General features: G+C 42.1%; 22 protein-coding genes and 1 other annotated feature. Of the genes, 3 read left to right on the top strand and 19 right to left on the bottom strand.

What is annotated here, in order from left to right; all coding sequences use genetic code 11:
• Positions 1-244: 244 nt before the first annotated feature.
• Positions 245-2,371, top strand: coding sequence for a TonB-dependent receptor domain-containing protein (locus tag ACIH2S_RS08140; RefSeq protein WP_430248471.1), 2,127 nt, complete (start codon positions 245-247; stop codon positions 2,369-2,371).
• 490 nt (positions 2,372-2,861) lie between these two features.
• On the top strand, positions 2,862-3,233 hold the full coding sequence (locus ACIH2S_RS08135) for a helix-turn-helix domain-containing protein (protein WP_006813273.1): 372 nt from the start codon (positions 2,862-2,864) through the stop codon (positions 3,231-3,233).
• An 83-nt stretch (positions 3,234-3,316) separates the two neighbouring features.
• On the opposite strand, the gene ACIH2S_RS08130 is transcribed toward ACIH2S_RS08135, so the two are convergent.
• From ACIH2S_RS08130 to btuC, 11 genes are all read right to left on the bottom strand, one after another.
• Positions 3,317-4,333, bottom strand: coding sequence for a lipoate--protein ligase A (locus tag ACIH2S_RS08130; RefSeq protein WP_036950440.1), 1,017 nt, complete (start codon positions 4,331-4,333; stop codon positions 3,317-3,319).
• Between the two features lie 74 nt (positions 4,334-4,407).
• A complete protein-coding gene (locus ACIH2S_RS08125; protein ID WP_036950443.1) occupies positions 4,408-4,893 on the bottom strand; it encodes a C40 family peptidase in 486 nt (161 codons plus the stop codon).
• Positions 4,894-5,035: 142 nt separating this feature from the next.
• Positions 5,036-5,443 (bottom strand): 4-amino-4-deoxy-L-arabinose-phosphoundecaprenol flippase subunit ArnF, encoded by a 408-nt coding sequence (gene arnF, locus ACIH2S_RS08120; RefSeq protein ID WP_036950445.1) that lies wholly within the window; start codon positions 5,441-5,443, stop codon positions 5,036-5,038.
• Positions 5,440-5,787: a 4-amino-4-deoxy-L-arabinose-phosphoundecaprenol flippase subunit ArnE gene (gene arnE / locus ACIH2S_RS08115; protein ID WP_108479018.1), complete on the bottom strand. Its 348-nt coding sequence runs from the start codon at positions 5,785-5,787 to the stop codon at positions 5,440-5,442. The genes arnF and arnE overlap by 4 nt, the downstream gene beginning before the upstream one ends.
• Positions 5,784-7,442 carry a lipid IV(A) 4-amino-4-deoxy-L-arabinosyltransferase gene (gene arnT, locus ACIH2S_RS08110; protein ID WP_036950450.1) on the bottom strand — a complete coding sequence of 553 codons (1,659 nt, stop codon included), beginning with the start codon at positions 7,440-7,442 and terminating at the stop codon, positions 5,784-5,786. Before arnT ends, arnE begins: the two co-directional genes overlap by 4 nt.
• Before the next feature lie 7 nt (positions 7,443-7,449).
• On the bottom strand, positions 7,450-8,343 hold the full coding sequence (gene arnD, locus ACIH2S_RS08105; protein ID WP_154600263.1) for a 4-deoxy-4-formamido-L-arabinose-phosphoundecaprenol deformylase: 894 nt from the start codon (positions 8,341-8,343) through the stop codon (positions 7,450-7,452).
• A complete protein-coding gene (gene arnA, locus ACIH2S_RS08100) occupies positions 8,343-10,328 on the bottom strand; it encodes a bifunctional UDP-4-amino-4-deoxy-L-arabinose formyltransferase/UDP-glucuronic acid oxidase ArnA (RefSeq protein ID WP_108479020.1) in 1,986 nt (661 codons plus the stop codon). The genes arnD and arnA overlap by 1 nt, the downstream gene beginning before the upstream one ends.
• Positions 10,328-11,320 (bottom strand): undecaprenyl-phosphate 4-deoxy-4-formamido-L-arabinose transferase, encoded by a 993-nt coding sequence (gene arnC / locus ACIH2S_RS08095; protein ID WP_036950457.1) that lies wholly within the window; start codon positions 11,318-11,320, stop codon positions 10,328-10,330. Before arnC ends, arnA begins: the two co-directional genes overlap by 1 nt.
• Positions 11,320-12,465 (bottom strand): UDP-4-amino-4-deoxy-L-arabinose aminotransferase, encoded by a 1,146-nt coding sequence (gene arnB, locus ACIH2S_RS08090; RefSeq protein WP_108479021.1) that lies wholly within the window; start codon positions 12,463-12,465, stop codon positions 11,320-11,322. Before arnB ends, arnC begins: the two co-directional genes overlap by 1 nt.
• Before the next feature lie 124 nt (positions 12,466-12,589).
• A complete protein-coding gene (locus ACIH2S_RS08085) occupies positions 12,590-13,357 on the bottom strand; it encodes an ATP-binding cassette domain-containing protein (protein WP_108479022.1) in 768 nt (255 codons plus the stop codon).
• A 1-nt stretch (position 13,358) separates the two neighbouring features.
• Positions 13,359-14,303 (bottom strand): vitamin B12 ABC transporter permease BtuC, encoded by a 945-nt coding sequence (gene btuC / locus ACIH2S_RS08080; RefSeq protein ID WP_430248469.1) that lies wholly within the window; start codon positions 14,301-14,303, stop codon positions 13,359-13,361.
• A gap of 201 nt (positions 14,304-14,504) precedes the next feature.
• Here btuC and ACIH2S_RS08075 point away from each other — a divergent pair, with 201 nt between their 5' ends.
• Complete coding sequence (locus ACIH2S_RS08075) at positions 14,505-15,662, top strand: RhoGAP domain-containing protein (protein WP_349487779.1); 1,158 nt, start codon at positions 14,505-14,507, stop codon at positions 15,660-15,662.
• Positions 15,663-15,736: 74 nt separating this feature from the next.
• Here ACIH2S_RS08075 and ihfA read toward each other — a convergent pair whose 3' ends face one another.
• The 8 genes from ihfA to infC (ACIH2S_RS08035) form a co-directional block, all read right to left on the bottom strand.
• Positions 15,737-16,033 (bottom strand): integration host factor subunit alpha, encoded by a 297-nt coding sequence (gene ihfA, locus ACIH2S_RS08070; protein WP_004263721.1) that lies wholly within the window; start codon positions 16,031-16,033, stop codon positions 15,737-15,739.
• A 4-nt stretch (positions 16,034-16,037) separates the two neighbouring features.
• Positions 16,038-18,425 carry a phenylalanine--tRNA ligase subunit beta gene (gene pheT / locus ACIH2S_RS08065; protein ID WP_036950467.1) on the bottom strand — a complete coding sequence of 796 codons (2,388 nt, stop codon included), beginning with the start codon at positions 18,423-18,425 and terminating at the stop codon, positions 16,038-16,040.
• 14 nt (positions 18,426-18,439) lie between these two features.
• Positions 18,440-19,423 carry a phenylalanine--tRNA ligase subunit alpha gene (pheS, locus tag ACIH2S_RS08060; RefSeq protein WP_036950469.1) on the bottom strand — a complete coding sequence of 328 codons (984 nt, stop codon included), beginning with the start codon at positions 19,421-19,423 and terminating at the stop codon, positions 18,440-18,442.
• A gap of 118 nt (positions 19,424-19,541) precedes the next feature.
• Positions 19,542-19,672 (bottom strand) — a sequence feature (Phe leader region).
• Positions 19,622-19,666 (bottom strand): pheST operon leader peptide PheM, encoded by a 45-nt coding sequence (gene pheM, locus ACIH2S_RS08055; RefSeq protein ID WP_126437459.1) that lies wholly within the window; start codon positions 19,664-19,666, stop codon positions 19,622-19,624. It overlaps the preceding feature by 45 nt.
• 120 nt (positions 19,673-19,792) lie before the next feature.
• Positions 19,793-20,149, bottom strand: coding sequence for a 50S ribosomal protein L20 (gene rplT / locus ACIH2S_RS08050; protein ID WP_006659451.1), 357 nt, complete (start codon positions 20,147-20,149; stop codon positions 19,793-19,795).
• A 44-nt stretch (positions 20,150-20,193) separates the two neighbouring features.
• Positions 20,194-20,391 (bottom strand): 50S ribosomal protein L35, encoded by a 198-nt coding sequence (gene rpmI, locus ACIH2S_RS08045; RefSeq protein ID WP_004263702.1) that lies wholly within the window; start codon positions 20,389-20,391, stop codon positions 20,194-20,196.
• Positions 20,392-20,484: 93 nt separating this feature from the next.
• Entirely contained in the window at positions 20,485-21,024 is a 540-nt protein-coding gene (gene infC, locus ACIH2S_RS08040; RefSeq protein ID WP_071992133.1) for a translation initiation factor IF-3, read from the bottom strand.
• A 287-nt stretch (positions 21,025-21,311) separates the two neighbouring features.
• Positions 21,312-21,851 carry a translation initiation factor IF-3 gene (gene infC, locus ACIH2S_RS08035; RefSeq protein WP_071992134.1) on the bottom strand — a complete coding sequence of 180 codons (540 nt, stop codon included), beginning with the start codon at positions 21,849-21,851 and terminating at the stop codon, positions 21,312-21,314.
• Position 21,852: the final 1 nt, after the last annotated feature.

Genomic DNA, 21,852 nt, shown 5'->3' with positions numbered 1-21,852 from the left:
CTTTAGCTTATTTTCAATCTAAAGCGCTTATTTTCATTTACCCTCTAAATAACTCACTGCAAACACATTCATCTAAAGAAATAATTAACTATTTTTTTTAAAAAACTCAGTATTATTAACCAAAAAATACTTGATGCCGCCATTTTATTATCGATAATGATTCTCGTTTTTAACTATAAGCCACCTCTGATATTTTTTATTATCTCGGTAGCCAGAATCATATTACTCAGGAAAGGATTTCCTAATGGCGTTTACATTGAGATCAGCATCAACTTCAGATGCTTCACACAGTAAAGTATTTTCTTTATCAACATTAGCCGTCGCCCTTGCTATGACTGGATTCAGTACCTTAGCCGCTAACGACGTGATCCACGTAACCACTACCCCTCTAAATAACGAAAAATTTGCCGTTGCCGAACAATTTGAGGTCATTGATACTACGGCACCAGAACAACAAACTGCCTCATCTGCTCTCGATTTGTTAAAGGGTCAAGCGGGCATTTTTGTGACTGGAGCAGGTAGTACCTATGGGCAGTCAGTGCAGATGCGAGGCTACGATTCACGTGGCGTAAAAATTATGGTGGATAATGTTCCCCAAGATTTTTATTCGGGCTTATTTGATGCCACCTTCATTGATCCATCATTGATCAGCAAAACTTACATTCATAAAGGCGCGTCTTCTGTACAACATGGAAGCGGCGCACTGGCTGGAACTATTTCCATCAAAACGTTAACGCCATCGGATATTCTTAAGCCCGACCGAAAATTTGGTGGTCGTTTATTCGGTGGAATGAATCGCAATGACCCCAGTTATCATGCGGGAGCCACGCTTTTAGGGCGTTTAGGTCCACTAGATGGCGTAATCAGTTACACCCAACGGAAAAAACAGCTAGCTGGATCGCCTGTTTCCAATAAGTATGACCATCGAGAATCAGTGCATAACTGGTTATTCAAAACAACGTGGTATGCGCTTCCCGCCTATTCTATCGGTTTGCATTACAAAGAATACCGCAATGATGCCATTGACTTAAAACAACCAGAAGTCATTGACACCCGTCAACCTAAATTTAAAAACTCCCCTCACCAGAGGGAAACCATACAAAAAGACATTATCATTGACCAAAATTTCACACCTAATAATCCATTGAATTGGCAGGCAAATTGGTCACTTTATTACACCAACCTTCATCTTTCACAATTAGATTTACAGAAAAAATCAAACATTTTTACGTCATACAGTTATGACACTGAAACGCGTAATCAATACACCTATGGAAGTCAGTTTTCTAATGACTTTTCTATTCATACGCCACGTTTAAGTCATCACGTTCAAAGCGGAGTTGATTATGTTCAGCAACATCAAGTGTCTAATGAATATGCTATAAGCTACCCTCCAGCCGAGATTTCGAATGCTTCTGCGTGGTTAATCGATGATGTAAGCTTAAAAAGTGTCCCTGTGACTTTGTCTGCGGGAACCCGTTTTACCCATTACAAAACTGCGCGTGAAAATGTTGGCAAACAGCAGCACAATAATTGGTCATCGCGTTTTGCCGCTACCGTCACACCAACGAGTTGGGTCAAGTTACATTCATCCTATGCCGAAAGTTATCGTGCCCCACGTCTCTCTGAACTCTACAATAACTCCAACCATTTTACTGTTCCCCTACTCGGTCTTGTCTCTGATTTCCGCCCATCTCCCGATTTAAAACCAGAGACAAATAAAACGGTTGAGGCTGGATTTGCTTTCAGTTTTGATAATTTTGTTTTGCAGGGTGATGAACTGCAAATTGGCTCAACTTATTTCCATACAAAGTCAAAAAATCACATCGTGACCAGTGGTGATTTTAAGAAGGTCAGTGGAAACTGGTTCCCATCGCAAATATTCTTGGAGAATATTCCATCTGCGACGATATCCGGGTTTGATAGCCACATTCGATATTCAAATGAGTGGTTTGACTTCAATATCAACCACAATATCACTGACGGGCGAGAAAATGATACGCATTATTCCCTATCGGCCATTCGCCCTGAAACACTGATAATGCGTTTCAATGCACCAATTGCAAACAGTGACGTCAACGTGGGTTGGTCCGGTGAATTTACCGCAAAAACTAAATTCATGGGGAACTCACAATATCAATCATCGAACCAAAATACAGAGAACGGGTTAGATCGCAAACACCGTGAAGTGATTCAATATGCAGGTTATGGCGTACATGACTTTTACGTAAACTACAAAGCCGACCAATTTGTCAAAGGGCTAAATACCACCCTGACCCTGAAGAATGCGTTTGATAGAAACTATGTCTCTTCTATGGGCGTACCACAGGAAGGTCGTAATTTTTATTGGAATGTGAATTATCAGTGGTAATTAATAAGTAACTACATATTGAAATCAGGTTCATTTACCCCAATCTTAAATTTCATGGGTAAATGAACCTTTCAATACATCGCACTATTGTTAAGAAAACAATTTACCTCGGAATTTCCTGTTAATTGTTATATTACCTTGAGTTATTTTGTTCATAATAACATCAAATAAAATTTCAATAATTTACTTGGTTAATAAAATAGAACAGCACCAACAATAAATTTGAATAAGTCTATTAACAGCCTAAATAAAGCTATTTTTATCCAGAAAAATAATCATAATCAATTGAATTAAAAGATAAATTAACATTCATCTATGTATGTTTAGTTTTTCGCATTTCAATGAAAACTATCGTAACAATAGTTATTCTCATTCAAAAACCGCACGATTAGCCTATCGATATATCGGAAAAAAAGGAAGAATAGACCATAATTTCATGAGTTATTATTAGTTATTAATGAACAATAGCCTACTAGAGTAGGAGGTAGATATGTCAGAAAGTGTAGTCAATGAAATCATTAGATGGCTTGAAAGCCAATTACAACGCAATGAAGGCATCAAAATCGATACTATCGCGGATAAAAGCGGATATTCGAAATGGCATTTGCAGCGTGTATTTAAAGAACTTAAGGGCTGCACGCTAGGCGAATATGTTCGTAAACGTCGCCTGCTAGAAGCCGCTAAATCATTACGTGAAGGCAACTTACCTATTCTAGATATCGCGTTGCAATATGGCTTTAGCTCTCAAGCCACATTTACGCGTATTTTCAAGAAACATTTTGATACTACCCCTGCTAAATTCCGTCAAGCGGGTGAGTTACCAGAATGCAAAACTTTTATGACTTGCAATTGCCATCATTAAGCGCGCATTAGATTTTCGTTACACCCTCAAACACCCATTCCAACGAAATCTATATTTTGAGCCGATAATTATCGGCTCTTTTTTTATCTCAGCTCGTTAACGAGCCAATTTTCTAAATCTGCAAACTGTTCAGCCAATGCGGGCCACTGCGTCTTCATTTGAGTCATTAACTGACGGATGGTTTCCGCTCGATAAACTTCTCCCACCAATTGCTGGCTTAACCATTCTAATGGCGATGGATCGAGACTGTCGGTGAAAAACTGGCAGCGCGTGATCACGCCTTTTTCAATATCAAAATGAAACTCAATACCGCCCCATGGGAATCGAGTATCCGCCATGTGACTAAAAGCAGGCGCTTGCCCAAAGTTCCATTCCCAGCTACTTTGCTTCGCAAATGTCTCTGCAAAATTAGGTAAATCAGGGAGCTTCTCTGGTGAGATATATTCTGGCTCGACGGTTTCACCATAATAACTAAAGAAGCTATTTATGATCCCTTCGCACACTTTTTCATGAGAAATATCCGGTACTAGCTCATTTAAGTTGGCAACTCGAGAACGCACTGACGTAATCCCTTTGGCTTGCAGTTTTTTAGGATCAGGATTGAGGTAATTTGCTAAACGACTTAAATCGGTATTAATCAGTAAAGTACCGTGGTGAAAGCCACGATCTTTAGTTTCACGGTAGGCTGAGCCTGAAATTTTTCGTGGACCATTTTCAGTTTCGAGTACTAAATCATTACGCCCAGAAATTTCAGCGTGGATCCCGACTTTTGCCAGCCCATCCACAATAATTTGCGTTGAAATGGTTTTATCATATTCCGGTTTCCCTGCCATAAAGGTAAAACAGGTATTGCCTAAATCTTGAAATACAGCCCCGCCACCACTGCTACGACGCGCTAATCGAACATTATCTTGTTCCATTTTGCGAGTGTTACACTCTTTCCATGGGTTTTGAGCGCGCCCGATAACCACCGTATCGGCATTACGCCATAGGAACATCACGCGTTGGTCAGCTGACATTTGACGGAAAATAGTCTCTTCAACCGCTAAATTAAACCAAGGATCGAAGGATTCAGAAATAAATAAACGTAATGTAGACATTCGGCTATCCTAAAAGCAAAACTTGCTCCTAAGATAGCATAATCACTGAAGAATTAATGAGGAATGAAGCGAAATTAGATGCGCCGTGCCTGCCAAAACACTTTTCGCCAATAGCTATTATCCATCGATGAACGCATCACACCTTTACTAGTAGATGCATGGATAAATGTGTTATCAGTATCGTAAATCCCAACATGCAGACCGTTTTCCCCTGATCCCGTTTTAAAAAATACAAGGTCACCCGGCATTAAATCCGATTTATCAATACGCGTACCTAAACGCGTTTGGTCAACCGTCGTACGCGGGACTTCAATCGCAAAGCGATCACTGAATGTTCGATAGACAAAACCCGAACAATCCACACCATTTTGGCTCATGCCGCCATAGTGATACGGCGTGCCATACCACTGGCTTAGCTGGTCTTTGAGCTGCGCGATAGTCATTATGGGATCAGACAATTGGGTTTTCATTGGCGGTGCTGACGTCCGTTTTACGGATGAAGAGCAGCCAATCAACACGAGGCAACACAGCAATGGTAGGTATTTGAGATTCACTATCATAGCGTACCTTATAGATAACCAGCGGGCATAGATAACCCCAAAATAATAACCTTAAGTGATATCTTAATACGCGAGACTATAATGTACAATGATCAACAGTGCAGCGCATAAAAAATAAACACCTAAGGCTAATTATCTGATGCTATTTAGCTTTTTTCGTTAAAGGCTTAGAAGGTCGACTGATCAGCCATACGCCTAGCAGAATAAATGCAATCCCCGCCGCTTTTAACGCCGTTGCGGGTTCATTGAACCATGGCAACACCACCGCCAATATGTAAACGAAAACATAGCTGAGGCTGATAAGCGGGTAGGCTTTATTAAGCGCGATATATTTTAACGCAAATAGCCAACACAGCATCGATAACGCATAGCAGACTAACCCGACAAAGATAACCCCTAAACTTGCCGCATTATCTGCCAGCCATTCTAGCTGCAACCAGTGCCAACCTAGAGAGAACGATGGAAGCTCAACAACTCCCGCTTTCAGGCTGAGCTGTGCGACGGTGACTAATAGCGCACTACCGAGTACCCATAAGTATCCTTTATTCATACACTTATACTCATCAGTAGTATTCCTATCATGATTGAGGCAACCCCGAGCCAGTGGTTTAGCCCCGTTTGCTCATGGTAGACAAATTGCCCTATCAATGTGACCAAAACGAAATTAATACTGAGCATCGGGTAGGCAATACTGAGTGGCATTGTTTCCAATAACTTTAGCCAAAACAGCATTCCCAATCCCAACATTAATACTGCCAGCACCAGCCAACGAATGGCGGATGCGGCTTTATTATGTTTGTCTCCTTGCCAAACGACGACCGCTTGCTTTTGGGCTATTTGCCCAATGCAAGTCAACACGCTGACAAGAAGTAATAGAAGTAATTGCGCTATCATTGTTTATGGTAAACCACTATCGCCATACGGGAATTCTTAATGACTTCATCCGGCTTCGGAATGTCTGGCAACCCTTCTTTTTTACCTAACAAGAACACCACGGTGACCTGCCCTTCTTGGCGAGCTTTTGCCAGCCATGCAGCAAATTCATCCGGTTTAACCAAACGATGCGCACTGTCTGGGTATTCCAAGCCATAAGTTAATTCACCGCTGCTATTATAGAGATAAATATTGGAATTTTTGGTTTCCCATGCCAGCCCCGCAGCTACGCCGACGTTACTTGCCATCAAATATTGACTGTTCATCAAGAGATCATGATTTTGATGAATAAAATTCTGCGGTAACTTCGAATCAATAGTGTTATTTGGTAATGCACTACCAATACATAAGCTGACCGCCAATGAACAAGATGCCGCCCACAGCCAATATTTCGCATTTAATACGGTACAGAGATAGCCGATGATCGCCCAAATTGAAAACGCCACAACCCCCAGCACCATTTTTGACCATTCATCATGCTCATATAGAGGCTTTTTGATCACACTGCTGACGATAATCACCGCTATCACGGCGGCAATCCCGATAACAATGTTAATAATTCCGTTGGCTTTCAATGCCTTCATGGTGCCATTACGTACACAATCCACACCATATTTCGCCATTAGCAGCGCCAATGGCGCCATAAATGGCAGCATGTAAGTCGGTAGCTTCCCGCGCGAAATACTGAAGAAAATTACCGGAACTACAAACCAACATAGTAAAAAAAACATATCTGGGCTAGATTTACGCTCTTTCCATCCTTTAATTAATGAGCCAGGTACTAAGCCCATCCACGGAATAGCCCCAAGCAAAATAATCGGAATGTAGTACCAGAATGGCGCAACGTGCTGAGCATCATCCGCCGTAAAGCGTTTCACATGCTCAATCCAAAAAAAGTAATTCCAGTAATCCGGTTCTTGTTTGGCTATGGCCAATGCCCACGGCAAGCTGATGATCACCGCAGTAATAATCGCTAATGGACCATATTTAAGCATTTCAAGGAAACGTTTTTGATACAAGGTGATAGGTAGCATCACAATGACAGGAATAGCTAAAGCTAAAAAGCCTTTGGTCATAAACGCCATACCACAGGCCAGCCCAAGAGCTCCCCATGCGGCGAGTTTGGTCTTAACCTCTCGAGCTTTCATCGCCCATAAGCAACAAAACATACTGGCGGCTATCCATAACGATAGCATCGGGTCAAGAACGCTGTATGTCCCTACTGCAAACACCAAGAACATCGAGATGTAGATGAAGCTTGCCACATAGGCAACATGGCTGTTACGCCACATCATTTTTGCCATGCGGTAAACCAGCAGAGTGCTCAATAAAATACAGAAGACAGAACCAAAACGAACTGCAAAGTTTGTGTCACCAAAAATCATTTGGCTAATATTGTTGATCCAATACCCCGCTACTGGTTTCTCAAAGTAACGAATATCCAGCATGTACGGCACTATCCAGTCACCGCGTTGTAGCATTTCGCGACTGATTTCCGCATAACGGGTTTCATCCGGCTGCCAAAGTAAACGACTGTTTAACGGCAACAAATAGGTCAAGACAAAAAAAAGAGCCAGCAGAGAGGCTCCTACTTTGCTCGCTCGGTTATTCAACATGGGTATTTTATTCCTCTTCTTGGCAGCCCAGCCAACCTTCTCGTCCCGGGAATGGGGCGCGAACCACTCTTCCTTTTGGAAGCGTATTGATGTCTTCAGGCAACAATTCACTCAATGTACAGAATTGGATTTCTTCTTGCTTAATTCGTTCCAATAATTGTGAAAATTGTTGTGACTTTGACATTCCTTCCACTTCCGTATGGATAGTGTAAACCGGAACACCTTGGTCATCTTTTATTGCTTGAAGAATAAAATCATTAAATTCTTCGTCTGTTACTACTGTACCGACGACTTCATCGTAGGTCGGCAACGTCACTGGAATTTGTACTGTTCCCAACGAACCATCGCGTAGAATAGGTCTAAATGGGAATTTTCCACGGCAGTCACTATTGTAGTCGAAATCAAACCTTTGTTTAACTTCGAGTACACGCTCGTCACCACGCCACCCTGCAACCGCAGAACAAGTGACTCGTTGACCTGTCGCGTGCTGCAATGCATCGACACCCAATTTCACTTGTTCAGTGAGTTGAGCTTCGCTCCATTTAGCCACTTTGGCTTGCCATCCTTGATGATCCCATGCATGTAAGCCGACTTCATGCCCAGCATCCAAGGTTTGTTTCATCAAATAGCCTAAATCTTTGGCGATTTTTTTACCTGGCCACGCAGTACCCGCCAGTAAAATATCTAAACCATACAAAGATGCCGCATTCGACCGTAGCATTTTCCACAGAAATTTAGGACGCAAAAGGCGCCATAAATGGCGCCCCATATTATCGGGTCCTACACTGAAGAAAAAGCTGGCCTGAATATCATGCTCTTTGAGCACTTTAAGTAATTGAGGAACCCCTTTCAATGTACCTTGATAGGTGTCCACATCGATTCTCAAGCCAACTTTTTTCATTATTTTTTGCTTTCCAGCTCTTCTACAGCACCCTGTAAGAAGAAGTCTAATGTTTCTTCAATGGTATCTTTCATGTCGATAGTCGGAACCCAGTCAAGTAAACGACGTGCGTTTTCAACACTTGGTTTACGATGCTCGACGTCTTGGTAACCTTGACCATAGTAGCTAGCGCTTTCGATTTCACGGAAGCCAGCAAATGGAGGGAACTTGCTACGAGCTGGGTGTTTTTCGAAGCTTTCTAACAGCATTTCCGCTAACTGACGAATACTTGCTTCGTTAGTTGGGTTACCGATGTTGATGATTTGACCATCACATTTGCCGTCTTTGTTTTCAATGATGCGGAACAGTGCTTCGATACCATCTTTGATATCTGTGAAGCAGCGTTTTTGTGCACCACCATCGACTAACTTGATTGGTGAACCTTCAACTAAGTTCAGGATCAACTGAGTAATCGCACGTGAGCTACCAATACGCGCAGAGTTCAGGCTGTCTAAACGTGGCCCCATCCAGTTAAATGGACGGAATAAGGTGAATTTCAGACCTTCTTTCGCACCGTATGCCCAGATTACTCGGTCAAGTAACTGTTTAGATACAGAGTAAATCCAACGTTGTTTGTTGATTGGACCAACGATTAGGCGAGATTCGTCTTCATCAAACTCTTTATCATCACACATACCATAAACTTCAGAAGTTGATGGGAAGATGATGCGTTTGTTGTATTTCACGCAGTAACGAACAACTTTCAGGTTTTCTTCGAAGTCTAATTCGAATACACGCAGTGGGTTACGGGTATATTCGATTGGCGTAGCGATAGCAACCAATGGCAGAATAACGTCACATTTTTTGATGTGGTATTCAATCCACTCAGTGTGGATGCTTACGTCACCTTCGATGAAGTGGAAGCGTGGGTTACCGATGAAGCGTTCAATTGCAGATGAACCAATATCCATACCATAGATATCGTAGTTGTCATCTTGTAACAGACGCTCAGTTAAGTGGTTACCGATAAAGCCATTCACACCTAAGATCAGAACACGTTTACGACGCTTAACTTGCGCAGTTGGTTTAGCACCAACACGAACGTCAGTCACGATGCCCATTTCATTAGCTAGACGGTTGCCTTGCATGTATAAACCGGTTTCGCTTTGACCACTCACGATTTCCAGTGCGCCTTGACCACATGCGATACGCAGTGGGTCGCTAGATAATACGGTACCCGCAGCTTTACCTTGGTTATCGTCTAATACACGAGCACGCCATACGATCATTTTACGTGCACCTAAATAGGTGAATGCGCCTGGGTATGGTTCAGTCACTGCGCGGATCAGGCAGCTAATTTCTTTCGCGCTACGGCTCCAGTCGATTTGACCGTCATCAGCACAACGACGACCGAAGTAGCTTGCTTGGCTCTCATCTTGAGCAACAGTTTTATAGCTGCCCGCTTCGATTAATGGCAGAGTTTTATCTAACAGAACTTCTGCTGCTTCACGAACTTTCGCGTGCAGAGTCAGAGCAGTATCAGTATCCGTGATAGCCACTTTTTCTTGCGCTACGATGTCGCCAGCATCAGCTTTAGCGACCATTTTGTGCAGCGTCACGCCTGTTTCGCTTTCACCATTTAACAGTGCCCAGTTGATTGGTGCACGACCACGGTATTTAGGCAGTAAAGAACCATGCAGGTTGAAAGCGCCTTTCGGTGCTAATGCTAACAGTTCTTCGCTTAACATATCGCGATAGTAGAAAGAGAAAATCACATCAGGTTTCATCTCACGAATACGTTCAATCCACAGTGGGTGGTTAACGTTTTCTGGAGCGAAAACAGGAAGTTCCATATCTGCACTGACACGAGCTACAGAAGAGTAAAAGTGGTTTTCATTTGGATCATCAGTGTGTGTAAATACTGCCTGAATATCAAAACCCGCTTTCTCAAGCGCTTTTATCCCTACACAGCCAATATCATGATAGGCAAAAACAATAGCTTTCATTAGTTTTCTTCCTGATTTTTGTCGGTTTTAAGGTCTGCACCGACGACTTTTTGAATAAAATAACGAGGTCTCGCGCGCACATCATTATAGATCCTACCGATGTATTCGCCCAATAATCCCATAGCAACAAACTGCGCGCCGATAAACATAAAGAGTATCGCAAACAGTGTAAATACTCCGTCAGCTGCCCAGCTCGCACCGAACAGTAAACGTAAAACAATTAACAACACTGCCAGCACAAAGCCACCAGCAGCGATAATGCTACCAACCACGCTTAACAGACGCAGAGGTGCAGTCGTTAAACAAGTTAATAAGTCATACATTAAATTAATCAGCTTCATAAAGCTGTATTTTGAATCACCAAACTCGCGTTCAGCATGCGCTACATCAATTTCGATGGTTCTACGCGCAAATGTATTCGCTAAAATAGGAATAAAGGTGCTGCGCTCATGGCATTGAAGCATCGCTTCAATGATATGACGGCGATAGGCACGCAGCATACAACCGTAGTCACCCATTGAACGACCAGTCGCCTTGGTGATCATCGCATTGATCATTTTTGATGCCGTTTTGCGGAACCATGAATCTTGACGGTTAGCACGACGAGTTCCAACAACATCATAGCCTTGGGCCGCTGTTTGCACTAAACGAGGGATCTCTTCCGGTGGGTTTTGTAAGTCCGCATCAAGAGTGATAACTAAGTCGCCATCCGCTTGATTGAAACCCGCCATGATCGCAGAGTGTTGACCATAGTTGCGGTTTAAAATGATCGCAATGACATGGTTATCTGGATTTTCAGCCGCCTCAACCAACATTTTTGCAGAACGATCGCTACTTCCATCATCAACCAAAATTAACTCATAAGCTTGAGTCAATTGTTTACAGGATTTAATCGTACGTTCTAACAGCTGAGGCAGACTTTGCTCTTCGTTATAAACAGGGATTACTACTGAGACTTTTTTAATCTCATCAAATTCATCAGCTAATGACACTATTTTGACTCCAAAAGGACTGTATTAATCGCACTCACTACCCGTTCAACATCCGCGTCAGTCATGTCTGGGAACAGAGGCAATGAGCAAAGCGTTGCACTATTCCATGTTGATTCTGGTAATGACAGCTCTGGGTATTTTTCGCGGTAATATTTTTGCGTATGAGCTGCACGGAAATGTAATCCCGTACCAATATTATGCTCTTTCAACTTCTCCATAAATGCATCGCGGTCAATGCCACATACAGACTCATCAACACGCACCATAAATAAGTGGTTGGCGTGTAAATGTGGGTATTCTGGCACAGATAACATCTGTAATGGAGAGTCTTTCAGTAACTCACGGTAGCGTGCCGTCAGTTCCGCTCGGCGCTGGTTTAAATGCTCAACGCGGGACAATTGTACTACTGCAATCGCCGCATGAATATCAGATAGGTTATATTTGAAACCCGGCTCAACCACTTCTGCTTGTGGTTTACGACCTTGCATTTGGCGATCAAACGCATCGACGCCTAAACCGTGGAATTTTAATGCACGAACACGCTGAGCAAGTGCATCGTCATCAGTGGCAACTAAGCCACCTTCCGCACAGGTCACATTTTTGATTGCATGAAATGAGAAAATGGCCGTGCCCTTCTCACCAATCCACTCATTTTTATAACGTGTTCCGACCGCATGAGCCGCATCTTCAATGAGGAAAACGCCCGCTTTTTGTGCGATGGCACGTAGGGCATCTAAATCACAGGGGGCACCAGCATAATGAACAGGGATTATTGCCTTCGTTTTGCTCGTTAAGGCTTTTTCTACTGCTTCTGGCTGAATCATGAGGGTATCACGATCAACATCAATCATAACTGGCGTTGCACCTAGCAACTCAATCATATTGATAGTTGAAACCCATGTTTGTGACGGAGTGATAACCTCATCACCTGGACCAATACCCAGCGCCATCAAAACAACATGCATACCAGCAGTTGCCGATGCAAGGGCAATCGCATGCTTGCAACCATAACGTTTGCAAAAATCTTCTTCTAATTGATGATTCTGTGGGCCTGTCGTGATCCAGCCTGAACGCAGAACGTTTTCTACTGCCTTAACCTCTTCATCCCCGATTGCTGGTTTTGAAAACGGAAGGAAATTGCTCATATTGTTTGTAGCCTAGTTTCATTATGAATAGGATATTCTAGTTAAAATTACTTTAACCGAACCTCAACACCAGTCATCATTACTGCAATCATTGCCGTGATACGGGCAATAAGAACACGATTAGCTAATTAGTATGATCGTTAATCTGCCATACTTTATTCAATGAGCTCTGATTGAGTTTTATATCAGCCATAAATACATCTGACAAATGACTTTCTGTCATGACATTGTCAGGCTCACCTGCATAGATAATTGTGCCTTTCTTCATCATCCAAATTCGACTTGCATTTTTATAAGAATGACTAAGATTATGTCCACTCATTATAACTGTTCCTGCGCAATGACAAAAACATTTCACCCATTTATCTAGCATTCCTTGCTGAATAATATCTAAATTGTTTATTGGTTCATCAAATAAGATTATTTTTCCGCTCAAACAGTCCCTATCCCATACCTGCAAAAATACAGCAACTATCCTAATTCGCTGCCATTCCCCACCAGATAATTGGTTAATAGGCTTAGATAATAATGGAGAAAGCTGGAAATCTTCACATAATTCGCTAAAAATCATGGGCGGAACGACATGCTGCTCAATAAACAAGGATAAGTATTGAAACACTTTTAAACTCGGTAAAATTCCTGTTTGCTGTGTGAGATACGAACGATACCTTGCAACATCCTGAACAGCATAATCTTTCAGATTGACACTATTAAATAAAATCGTTCCTATGTAAGAAGTGCAGCCAATCAACGCTGAAAGTAACGTACTTTTTCCTGCCCCATTGGCACCTAATAGGTGTATCTGCTCCCCTGCAAAAACGGACTGGTTAATATCCCGTAATCGGTTTTTCACACTCAGATTTTGCGTTTCAATTACCACTGTTTTATTCATATTACTGTCGCCATGTATGATTTTTGACGAGAAGGTAAATAAAAATAGGAGCACCCAAGGTCGCGGTAATCACGCCAATCGGAATTTCAGCATTGTCTATCAGTAATCGGGACAACAAATCTGCAATTAATAAGCATAGCGCCCCAGCAATTGCACAGGCTGGTAATAAAAAACGGTTATCGGTGATCCCACTTAGCCTTAATATGTGGGGGATCACTAATCCTATAAAACTAATTGCCCCCGCAATTGCCACACTGAGCCCAATTAATATTCCGGTAATGATAATTAATATTAATCGCCAGCGATGCGTAGAAATACCCAATTGATAGGCTTGAATATCCCCCAGTAATATATAATTTAAAATTTTTCCCTGAGTTATTGCCCAAAATAAAAACGGTAGGCAAGCAATGACCAATCCTATTTGACGCCAATCTACACCACTGAAGCTGCCCATCATCCAATACAGTAATTGGCGTAAATCTAAATTACTGCTCATGTAGACCATCCATGTCATACACGCACCGCTGATCACGCCAAGCGCAACGCCAACTAATAATAAGTTGGCATTATTCAAATGTTGATGGCGAGCAAAATAGAGTAAAATACCGGTGAGGACTAAAGCACCGAGAATGGCACTTATGCTAACTAGCCAATAATAGGTAATACCCGATGAGAGCAATACGGTAAAAACAACCGCCACTCCAGCACCATTACTGATCCCTAGCAATCCAGGCTCCGCTAATGGATTCTCAAATAACGCTTGCATGATGGCGCCTGTCACCGCCAATGATGCTCCAATGGTGATCACCGCAAGGAGCCGAGGTAAGCGAATTTGCCAGACAAATAATTGTGCTGAATCATCCATCCATTGGCTTGGCCAATACCAAATTTCCCCTGCACTGAGCGATAGCATTGCAATGATAAAAAGACTCAGTAACAACAGCATTATCAACCCCATATCGGATTGAAATTGTTGTTTTTGTAATTGTTTCAAGGAAATAGTCATTACATTTACAATAATTATCTTTTGTTAAAAAAATAAGCGCGTTTTATATAAGAGAGAGCATAAGAAAAAATTTAAACTGCTGCCAATTTTAATTTTACTTTTACTTCTACTTCTACTCTTAACCATAATAAAGGTTTACATATGAAACCAAACACAGTTAGCTCCTTTTCTAAACCGCAACTCTCTGCAAACAACATAAAAGAGACTGACCAAACTGAGAATAAGGCTAGCAATCACTTTAAAACATCACTAAAAAAAGTAACTCAATCATTTGTTAGCTTTTTTTCTTTATTTTTTAGTTCCCAAAGCAAACAAACCAGCAAGAAACAAATCGTTTTAAGTGAACCCTTTGTTATGATTAGCCAACCAAACAAAGATACACCCGCTCGCACCGTTTCCTTTGCAGATGAAACTTCCGCAAAAAACTTATCACCTCAAGATGAAATCATTCCCCAAGATGGTTTAACAGGGCATACCGTAGCCGATGCTGCACGAGCCGCTGCATTACACATAATTGCACAGCATAAAGCCCAGCGAGCAGAAAAAATACGAAAAAACGAAGCCAATAAATTGCAACAAAGCAATGTGGAACTCATTAATAATTATGATCGTCTCTCTGACATAGATAGAGAGAAAAACCGTGCCATTAACCTGCTAGGTAGTACAATTCTTAAGCATAACGAGTATTCAAAAAGTGAAGGTATATTTCGTACTGAAGGCAGCAAAAATGCCGTCAGCGAACTCGTTAATAAGATAAATGACCCAGAAAGTGCTCATTACCATCTTACACAACTAGAGCACTATCCTTTAACAACATTAGCCAGCGCGTTTAAAAAAATAGCAGGCGAATCACTCAGAAAAACGAGCAACATTGACTTCAAATCAGATATTTCATTTGATGACTTACAAGCCTGTGCTGATGCAGTAAAAAATAAAGAAGATGTGACCCAACAAATTAAAAATCACGAGCAATTAAAAAATAAAGCGCCTTCGATTTTAAAAAACTGTGACAATAGGATCTACAGTGCATTAAGTCGCCTGGCACCACCACCATTAACATTACAGCTTGTTACTCGCTTTTGTGCTCTTATTTCCAACGATGAAGCATCTCATAAAATGTCCATCAGAAATTTGGCGGTGATTTTCGCGCCGCACTTGATGAACACAAGCAACACACCGCAACATAGTAGCCAGGATCCTCTTGCTGAGCTCCAAAAAGAAGCTGAAGCAACTAAGCTAGCTGAAAGTTATATTGCCGCGTTAATCCATCAAGAGAAAAGTAAATTTCACCGTATTTAAAAAGTGTCTTTTACTTAAAAACAAAAGACCGCCTAGGCGGTCTTTTTTATTACTCTGCTATTCAGAGAATAGGATTACTCTTTTGGCGTTGCTTTTTCCACACGGCTTTTTAATTTTTGGCCTGGGCGGAAAGTAACAACACGACGAGCAGTGATTGGAATATCTTCCCCAGTTTTAGGGTTACGACCGGGACGTTGATTTTTATCACGTAAATCAAAGTTACCGAATCCAGATAATTTAACTTGCTCACCGTTTTCTAAGGAAAGGCGAACCTCTTCAAAGAAAGTTTCAACAAGGTCTTTCGCATCACGTTTGCTAACACCCAGTTTTTCAAACAAATTTTCTGACATTTCAGCTTTAGTAAGCGCCATAAGTTTAGTCCCTCAAGGAGGCTTGGAATCGCTGTTTTAACGCAGCAACACACAGATCAACGGTCGCGGTAATCTCTTCTTCTTCCATGGTACGCTGAGTATCTTGGAAGACGAGACTGATAGCGAGACTCTTATAACCCTCTGCTATCCCCTCACCACAATACACATCAAATAAGTTTATGCCAACTATATGATTTATGCCAACTTTTTTACATTCTGCTAAAACTTCGGCAGCTGCTACAGTTTCTGGCACAACCACAGCAATGTCACGACGGTTCGACGGATAACGCGAAATCGCTTTCGCTTCTGGAATAACACGCTGTGCGATTGCATCAGTACGAACTTCAAACACGACTGTACGACCATTTAAATCGAGTTTACGTTCTAGTTCTGGGTGAACAACACCGATAAAGCCAATATGTTCATTTTCCAGATAAATCCCAGCACTTTGCCCAGGATGTAGTGCTGGATGTGCTTCAGATTTAAATGTAATTTGATTTAGTTTTCCAGTCAATTCAAAAACAGCTTCAAGATCACCTTTTAAATCAAAGAAGTCAACAACTTGTTTATCTAATGACCAATGTTCATCGAATTTGTTGCCCGTGATCACACCCGCCAGCATGTTTTCCTGACGAATACCATATTCTGCTTGATTATCAGGCGTAAAGCGCAGACCTGTCTCAAATAAACGAATTCTGTTTTGTTGACGATTTTGATTATAGACCACAGTGCCTAATAAACCAGTCAGCAGAGACAAACGCATGGCGGACATATCAGCTGAGATTGGATTTGGCAGAGAAAGTACTTCTTCCTGCGGGTGTAATAGGCTCTGAATTTTAGGGTCTACGAAGCTGTAAGTAATCGCTTCTTGATAACCACGGTCAACTAACATCGCTTTAATACGTTTCAGCGGTAAATTAGCTTCTTTATGGTCAGTCATAATCAAATCAGCACGCAGCGGTACATCTGGGATATTGTTATATCCGTATACGCGAGCGACTTCTTCAACTAAATCTTCTTCGATTTGCATATCGAAACGCCAGCTTGGTGCCACCACATCCCAGCAATCTTCTGAAACTTGGACTTGGCAACCTAAACGTTTCAGGATATCGGTCACCGTTTCGTCTGCAATCACGTGACCGATTAAACGGTCTAATTTTTTACGCGTCAGCTTAATATTTGCTGGTTTTGGTAAATGTGCTTTGCTAGAAACGTCAATGATTTCACCGACTTCGCCACCACAAATATCGACGATCAATGCTGTTGCACGTTCCATCGCTTTAAATTGCAGCTGCGAGTCAACACCACGTTCAAAACGGTGTGAAGCATCAGTGTGCAGACCGTAATTACGAGCACGGCCTGTGATAGCCAGTGGTTCGAAGAATGCGCATTCTAATAAAATGTTCTTGGTTTCAGTGTTAACACCGGAGTGCTCACCACCAAAGATGCCTGCGATGCCCAAAGCTTGAGTTTCATCGGCAATAACCAGCGTGTCAGATTTCAAAGTCGCTTCAGTACCGTCTAGCAGTACTAGCTTCTCTTCATCTTTCGCCATACGCACAACGATTGCGCCATTTAAACGATCTAAATCATAAGCGTGTTGTGGCTGACCTAATTCCAACAGAACATAGTTTGTGATATCAACCACGGCATCAATAGAACGAACACCGCCACGACGTAGTTTTTCTTTCATCCACATTGGCGTTGGTGCGCTAACATCGATATTTTTGATAACACGACCTAAGAAACGTGGACATGCAGCAGGCGCTTCAACACGGATTGGGAATGTGTCTTTAATTGTGCTTGCCACTGGGCTGATTGCAGGTTCAACTAAATCTAATTTATTGATAACCGCGACATCACGCGCCACACCTAAGATACTTAAGCAATCTGCACGGTTTGGTGTAATGCTGATTTCAATCGCGTGATCATCTAATTTTAGGTATTCACGGATGTCAGTACCGATAATAGCGTCTTGCGGTAACTCAATAATGCCACTGTGATCATCAGAAATACCTAGCTCAGAGTATGAGCACAGCATGCCTTCAGACGGTTCGCCACGTAATTTCGCTGCTTTAATTTTGAAATCACCCGGCAATACAGCGCCGACGGTTGCAACGGCAACACGTAAGCCTTGGCGGCAGTTTGGTGCACCACATACGATATCTAATAAGCGATCGCCGCCAACATTCACTTTCGTGACACGCAGTTTATCTGCGTTAGGGTGTTGTCCACATTCAACAACTTCTCCCACAACAACACCATGGAATTGACCGGCAACGGTTTCAACGCCATCAACTTCCAGACCAGCCATGGTGATTTGGTCTGATAATTCTTCACTGCTTACCGCCGGGTTCACCCATTCGCGTAACCATAGTTCACTGAATTTCATGAGATAGACCCGCCTTATTTAAACTGTTTGAGGAAACGAAGATCGTTTTCGAAGAATGCACGAAGGTCAGAAACGCCATAACGCAACATGGTTAAACGCTCCATTCCCATACCAAATGCAAATCCAGAGTAGACCTCAGGGTCAATACCAACATTGCGTAATACATTAGGGTGCACCATACCGCAGCCTAATACTTCCAGCCATTTGCCGTTTTTACCCATAACATCAACTTCAGCAGAAGGCTCAGTGAACGGGAAATAGGATGGACGGAAACGAACTTGAACTTCTTCTTCAAAGAAGTTGTTCAGGAAGTCATGAAGTGTGCCTTTTAAGTTGGTAAAGCTAATGTCTTTATCAACAATCAGACCTTCAGTTTGGTGGAACATTGGGGTGTGAGTCTGGTCGTAGTCATTACGATAAACGCGACCTGGTGCAATAATACGGATTGGTGGTTGCTGACCATTCATCGTACGGATCTGCACACCAGATGTTTGAGTACGTAATAAACGTTTTGCATCAAACCAGAAAGTATCGTGATCAGCACGCGCTGGATGATGAGCAGGAATGTTCAGTGCATCAAAGTTATGGTAGTCATCTTCGATTTCAGGCCCTGTCTCAACAGAGAAACCTAATTCACCAAAAAATTCTTCAATTCGCTGAATGGTGCGAGTTACTGGGTGTAATCCACCATTTTCCATACGGCGACCTGGTAATGAAACGTCGATTTTTTCTGATGCTAAACGTGCATTCAGAATATCGGCTTGCATTGCATCTTTACGGGCGTTCAGTGCATCTTGAACTTGGACTTTAGCTTCATTAATCACAGCCCCTGCTGCTGGGCGTTCATCCGCAGGCAGATCACGCAACGTTTTCATCTGGAGTGTGAAGTGGCCGCTTTTGCCTAAAAATTCAACACGCACTGACTCTAACGTCGCAACATCTTGGGCCTGTTCAATGGCTGCTTTTGCCTGTGCAACCAATTCAGCGAGATGTGGCATTGTTTCCCCTTTATGACCACTCGGTCTTTTGCTAGTTATTCACTAAATTTATCATCACAATCATATTAATAAGATGTGAATACCTGACTGATTTTACTGTATTTTCTATCAAACCAAAAACAAAAAAGCCTCCTAACGGAGGCTTTAGCGTAACTTTTCGTTTCTATTCTACTCGCTATACGCAAAAGCCCCCGAGATTCAGGTGCTAAAGTAAAAAAAGAAACGAAAAATTACGTTGTTCATTAAAATAGTCTCAAAAACACAAGGTTAAGGTTACTAATATAGACTGAAAGTATTAACACAAGCTGATTTTTAATACAAACATTATAAATGAAAAGAGGAAGTTTCCTTCCTCTCTTCAAGCAAACATTAAGCTAAAGCGCCTTTTGCTTTTTCAACTAAAGCAGTGAATGCTGCTTTATCGAAAACTGCGATGTCTGCTAAGATCTTACGGTCGATTTCAATTGAAGCTTTTTTCAAGCCATTGATGAAACGGCTGTAAGACAGACCGTTCTGACGAGCCGCAGCGTTGATACGCGCGATCCACAGTTGACGGAACTGACGTTTACGTTGACGGCGGTCACGGTAAGCATATTGACCAGCTTTGATTACCGCTTGAAACGCTACGCGGTAAACACGTGAACGTGCACCATAGTAACCTTTCGCCTGTTTCATGATTTTCTTGTGACGTGCACGTGCGATTACACCACGTTTTGCGCGAGCCATAGCTATCTCCTATCGTCTTTATTCTTAATTAACTAAATGTTTACTTATGCGTAAGGCAGGCAAGCAACAACCAGACCCAGATCGCCCTTAGATACCATTCCTTTCGGACGTAAATGGCGTTTACGCTTAGTAGACTTTTTAGTCAGAATGTGACGAAGGTTTGCATGCTTACGCTTAAAGCCACCGCCTGCAGTTTTTTTAAAGCGCTTTGCTGCGCCACGTACAGTTTTAATCTTTGGCATTTCTTTTATTTCCAACTTCGCATTGTGATTAACTACGAATTAATTAGGCGAATAATACTCACATTACTGTGAAACTATTACTTGGTTGCCTAATTATTTCTTCTTCGGTGCCAGCACCATAATCATTTGACGCCCTTCAATCTTCGAAGGGAATGATTCAACAGATGCTAACTCTTCCAAATCAGATTTGATGCGATTAAGCATTTCCATACCGATTTGCTGGTGAGCCATTTCACGACCACGAAAACGCAGTGTTACTTTCGCTTTATCACCATCTTCTAGAAAGCGAATCAGGTTGCGTAGTTTGACCTGATAATCACCTTCATCTGTACCAGGGCGGAATTTAATTTCCTTCACCTGAACAACTTTTTGTTTCTTTTTCTGTTCTTTTTGAGACTTGCTCTTCTCATAAAGGAATTTGCCGTAATCCATAATACGACAAACTGGCGGTTCAGCATTTGGGCTGATTTCTACGAGGTCAACACCTGCTTCTTCAGCTTTTTCAAGCGCTTCACGCGCGCTCATGATGCCTAACTGTTCGCCGTCTAAACCGGTTAAACGGACTTCAGGAACACGAATTTCATCATTAATACGATTTGGTCGTGTTGATGGGATTCTTTTTCCGCCTTTAATACTTCATTCCTCCAACTGGATAAAGAGATTTGCTACATTCTCTAAAGCAAGCGCCTCGGTAATGCCTTTTTAAACAACTTATTACCCAAACGCGATATTCTTTTTTAGCTTTAACTCGAACAAGGCGAGTTTTACAAAGCGATTCGACCGCGGATTTTACTGCTTATTGTGAGATTACTCAAGCAGATATTCAAATTATTCACTAAGGATCATGTAAATAACTGGGTCTATCAATAAAAAAACGCGAGTGAGGTGCAATCCCCACTCGCGTTCCTAATCATGACCTATTATTTTTTCTTAGGTCCCATCACCATAATCATTTGGCGCCCTTCAATACGTGAAGGGAATGATTCGACGACGGCGAGCTCTTCCAAATCAGCCTTGATGCGGTTAAGCATTTCCATACCGATTTGTTGGTGAGCCATTTCACGACCACGGAAACGCAGTGTGATTTTCGCTTTATCACCATCTTCTAAGAAACGAATGAGGCTACGTAATTTAACTTGGTAGTCTCCTTCATCTGTTCCTGGACGGAATTTAATTTCCTTCACCTGAACAACTTTTTGTTTCTTTTTCTGCTCTTTCTGAGATTTACTCTTCTCATAAAGATACTTGCCGTAATCCATGATTCGACAAACTGGTGGCTCTGCGTTTGGGCTGATTTCAACTAAATCAACACCAGCCTCTTCCGCTTTGGCAAGTGCGTCACGCACACTCATTACACCAAGTTGTTCACCGTCAATGCCAGTAACACGAATTTCAGTTGCACGGATCTCTTCGTTAATACGATTCGGACGTGCTGTTGGGAGTTTTTTTCCGCCTTTAATA

This window comes from Providencia lanzhouensis, from assembly GCF_050469745.1.
Classification (GTDB): domain Bacteria; phylum Pseudomonadota; class Gammaproteobacteria; order Enterobacterales; family Enterobacteriaceae; genus Providencia; species Providencia lanzhouensis.
Note: the sequence above shows the minus strand (reverse complement) of the source record. Positions and strands in the feature narration are given on the sequence as shown.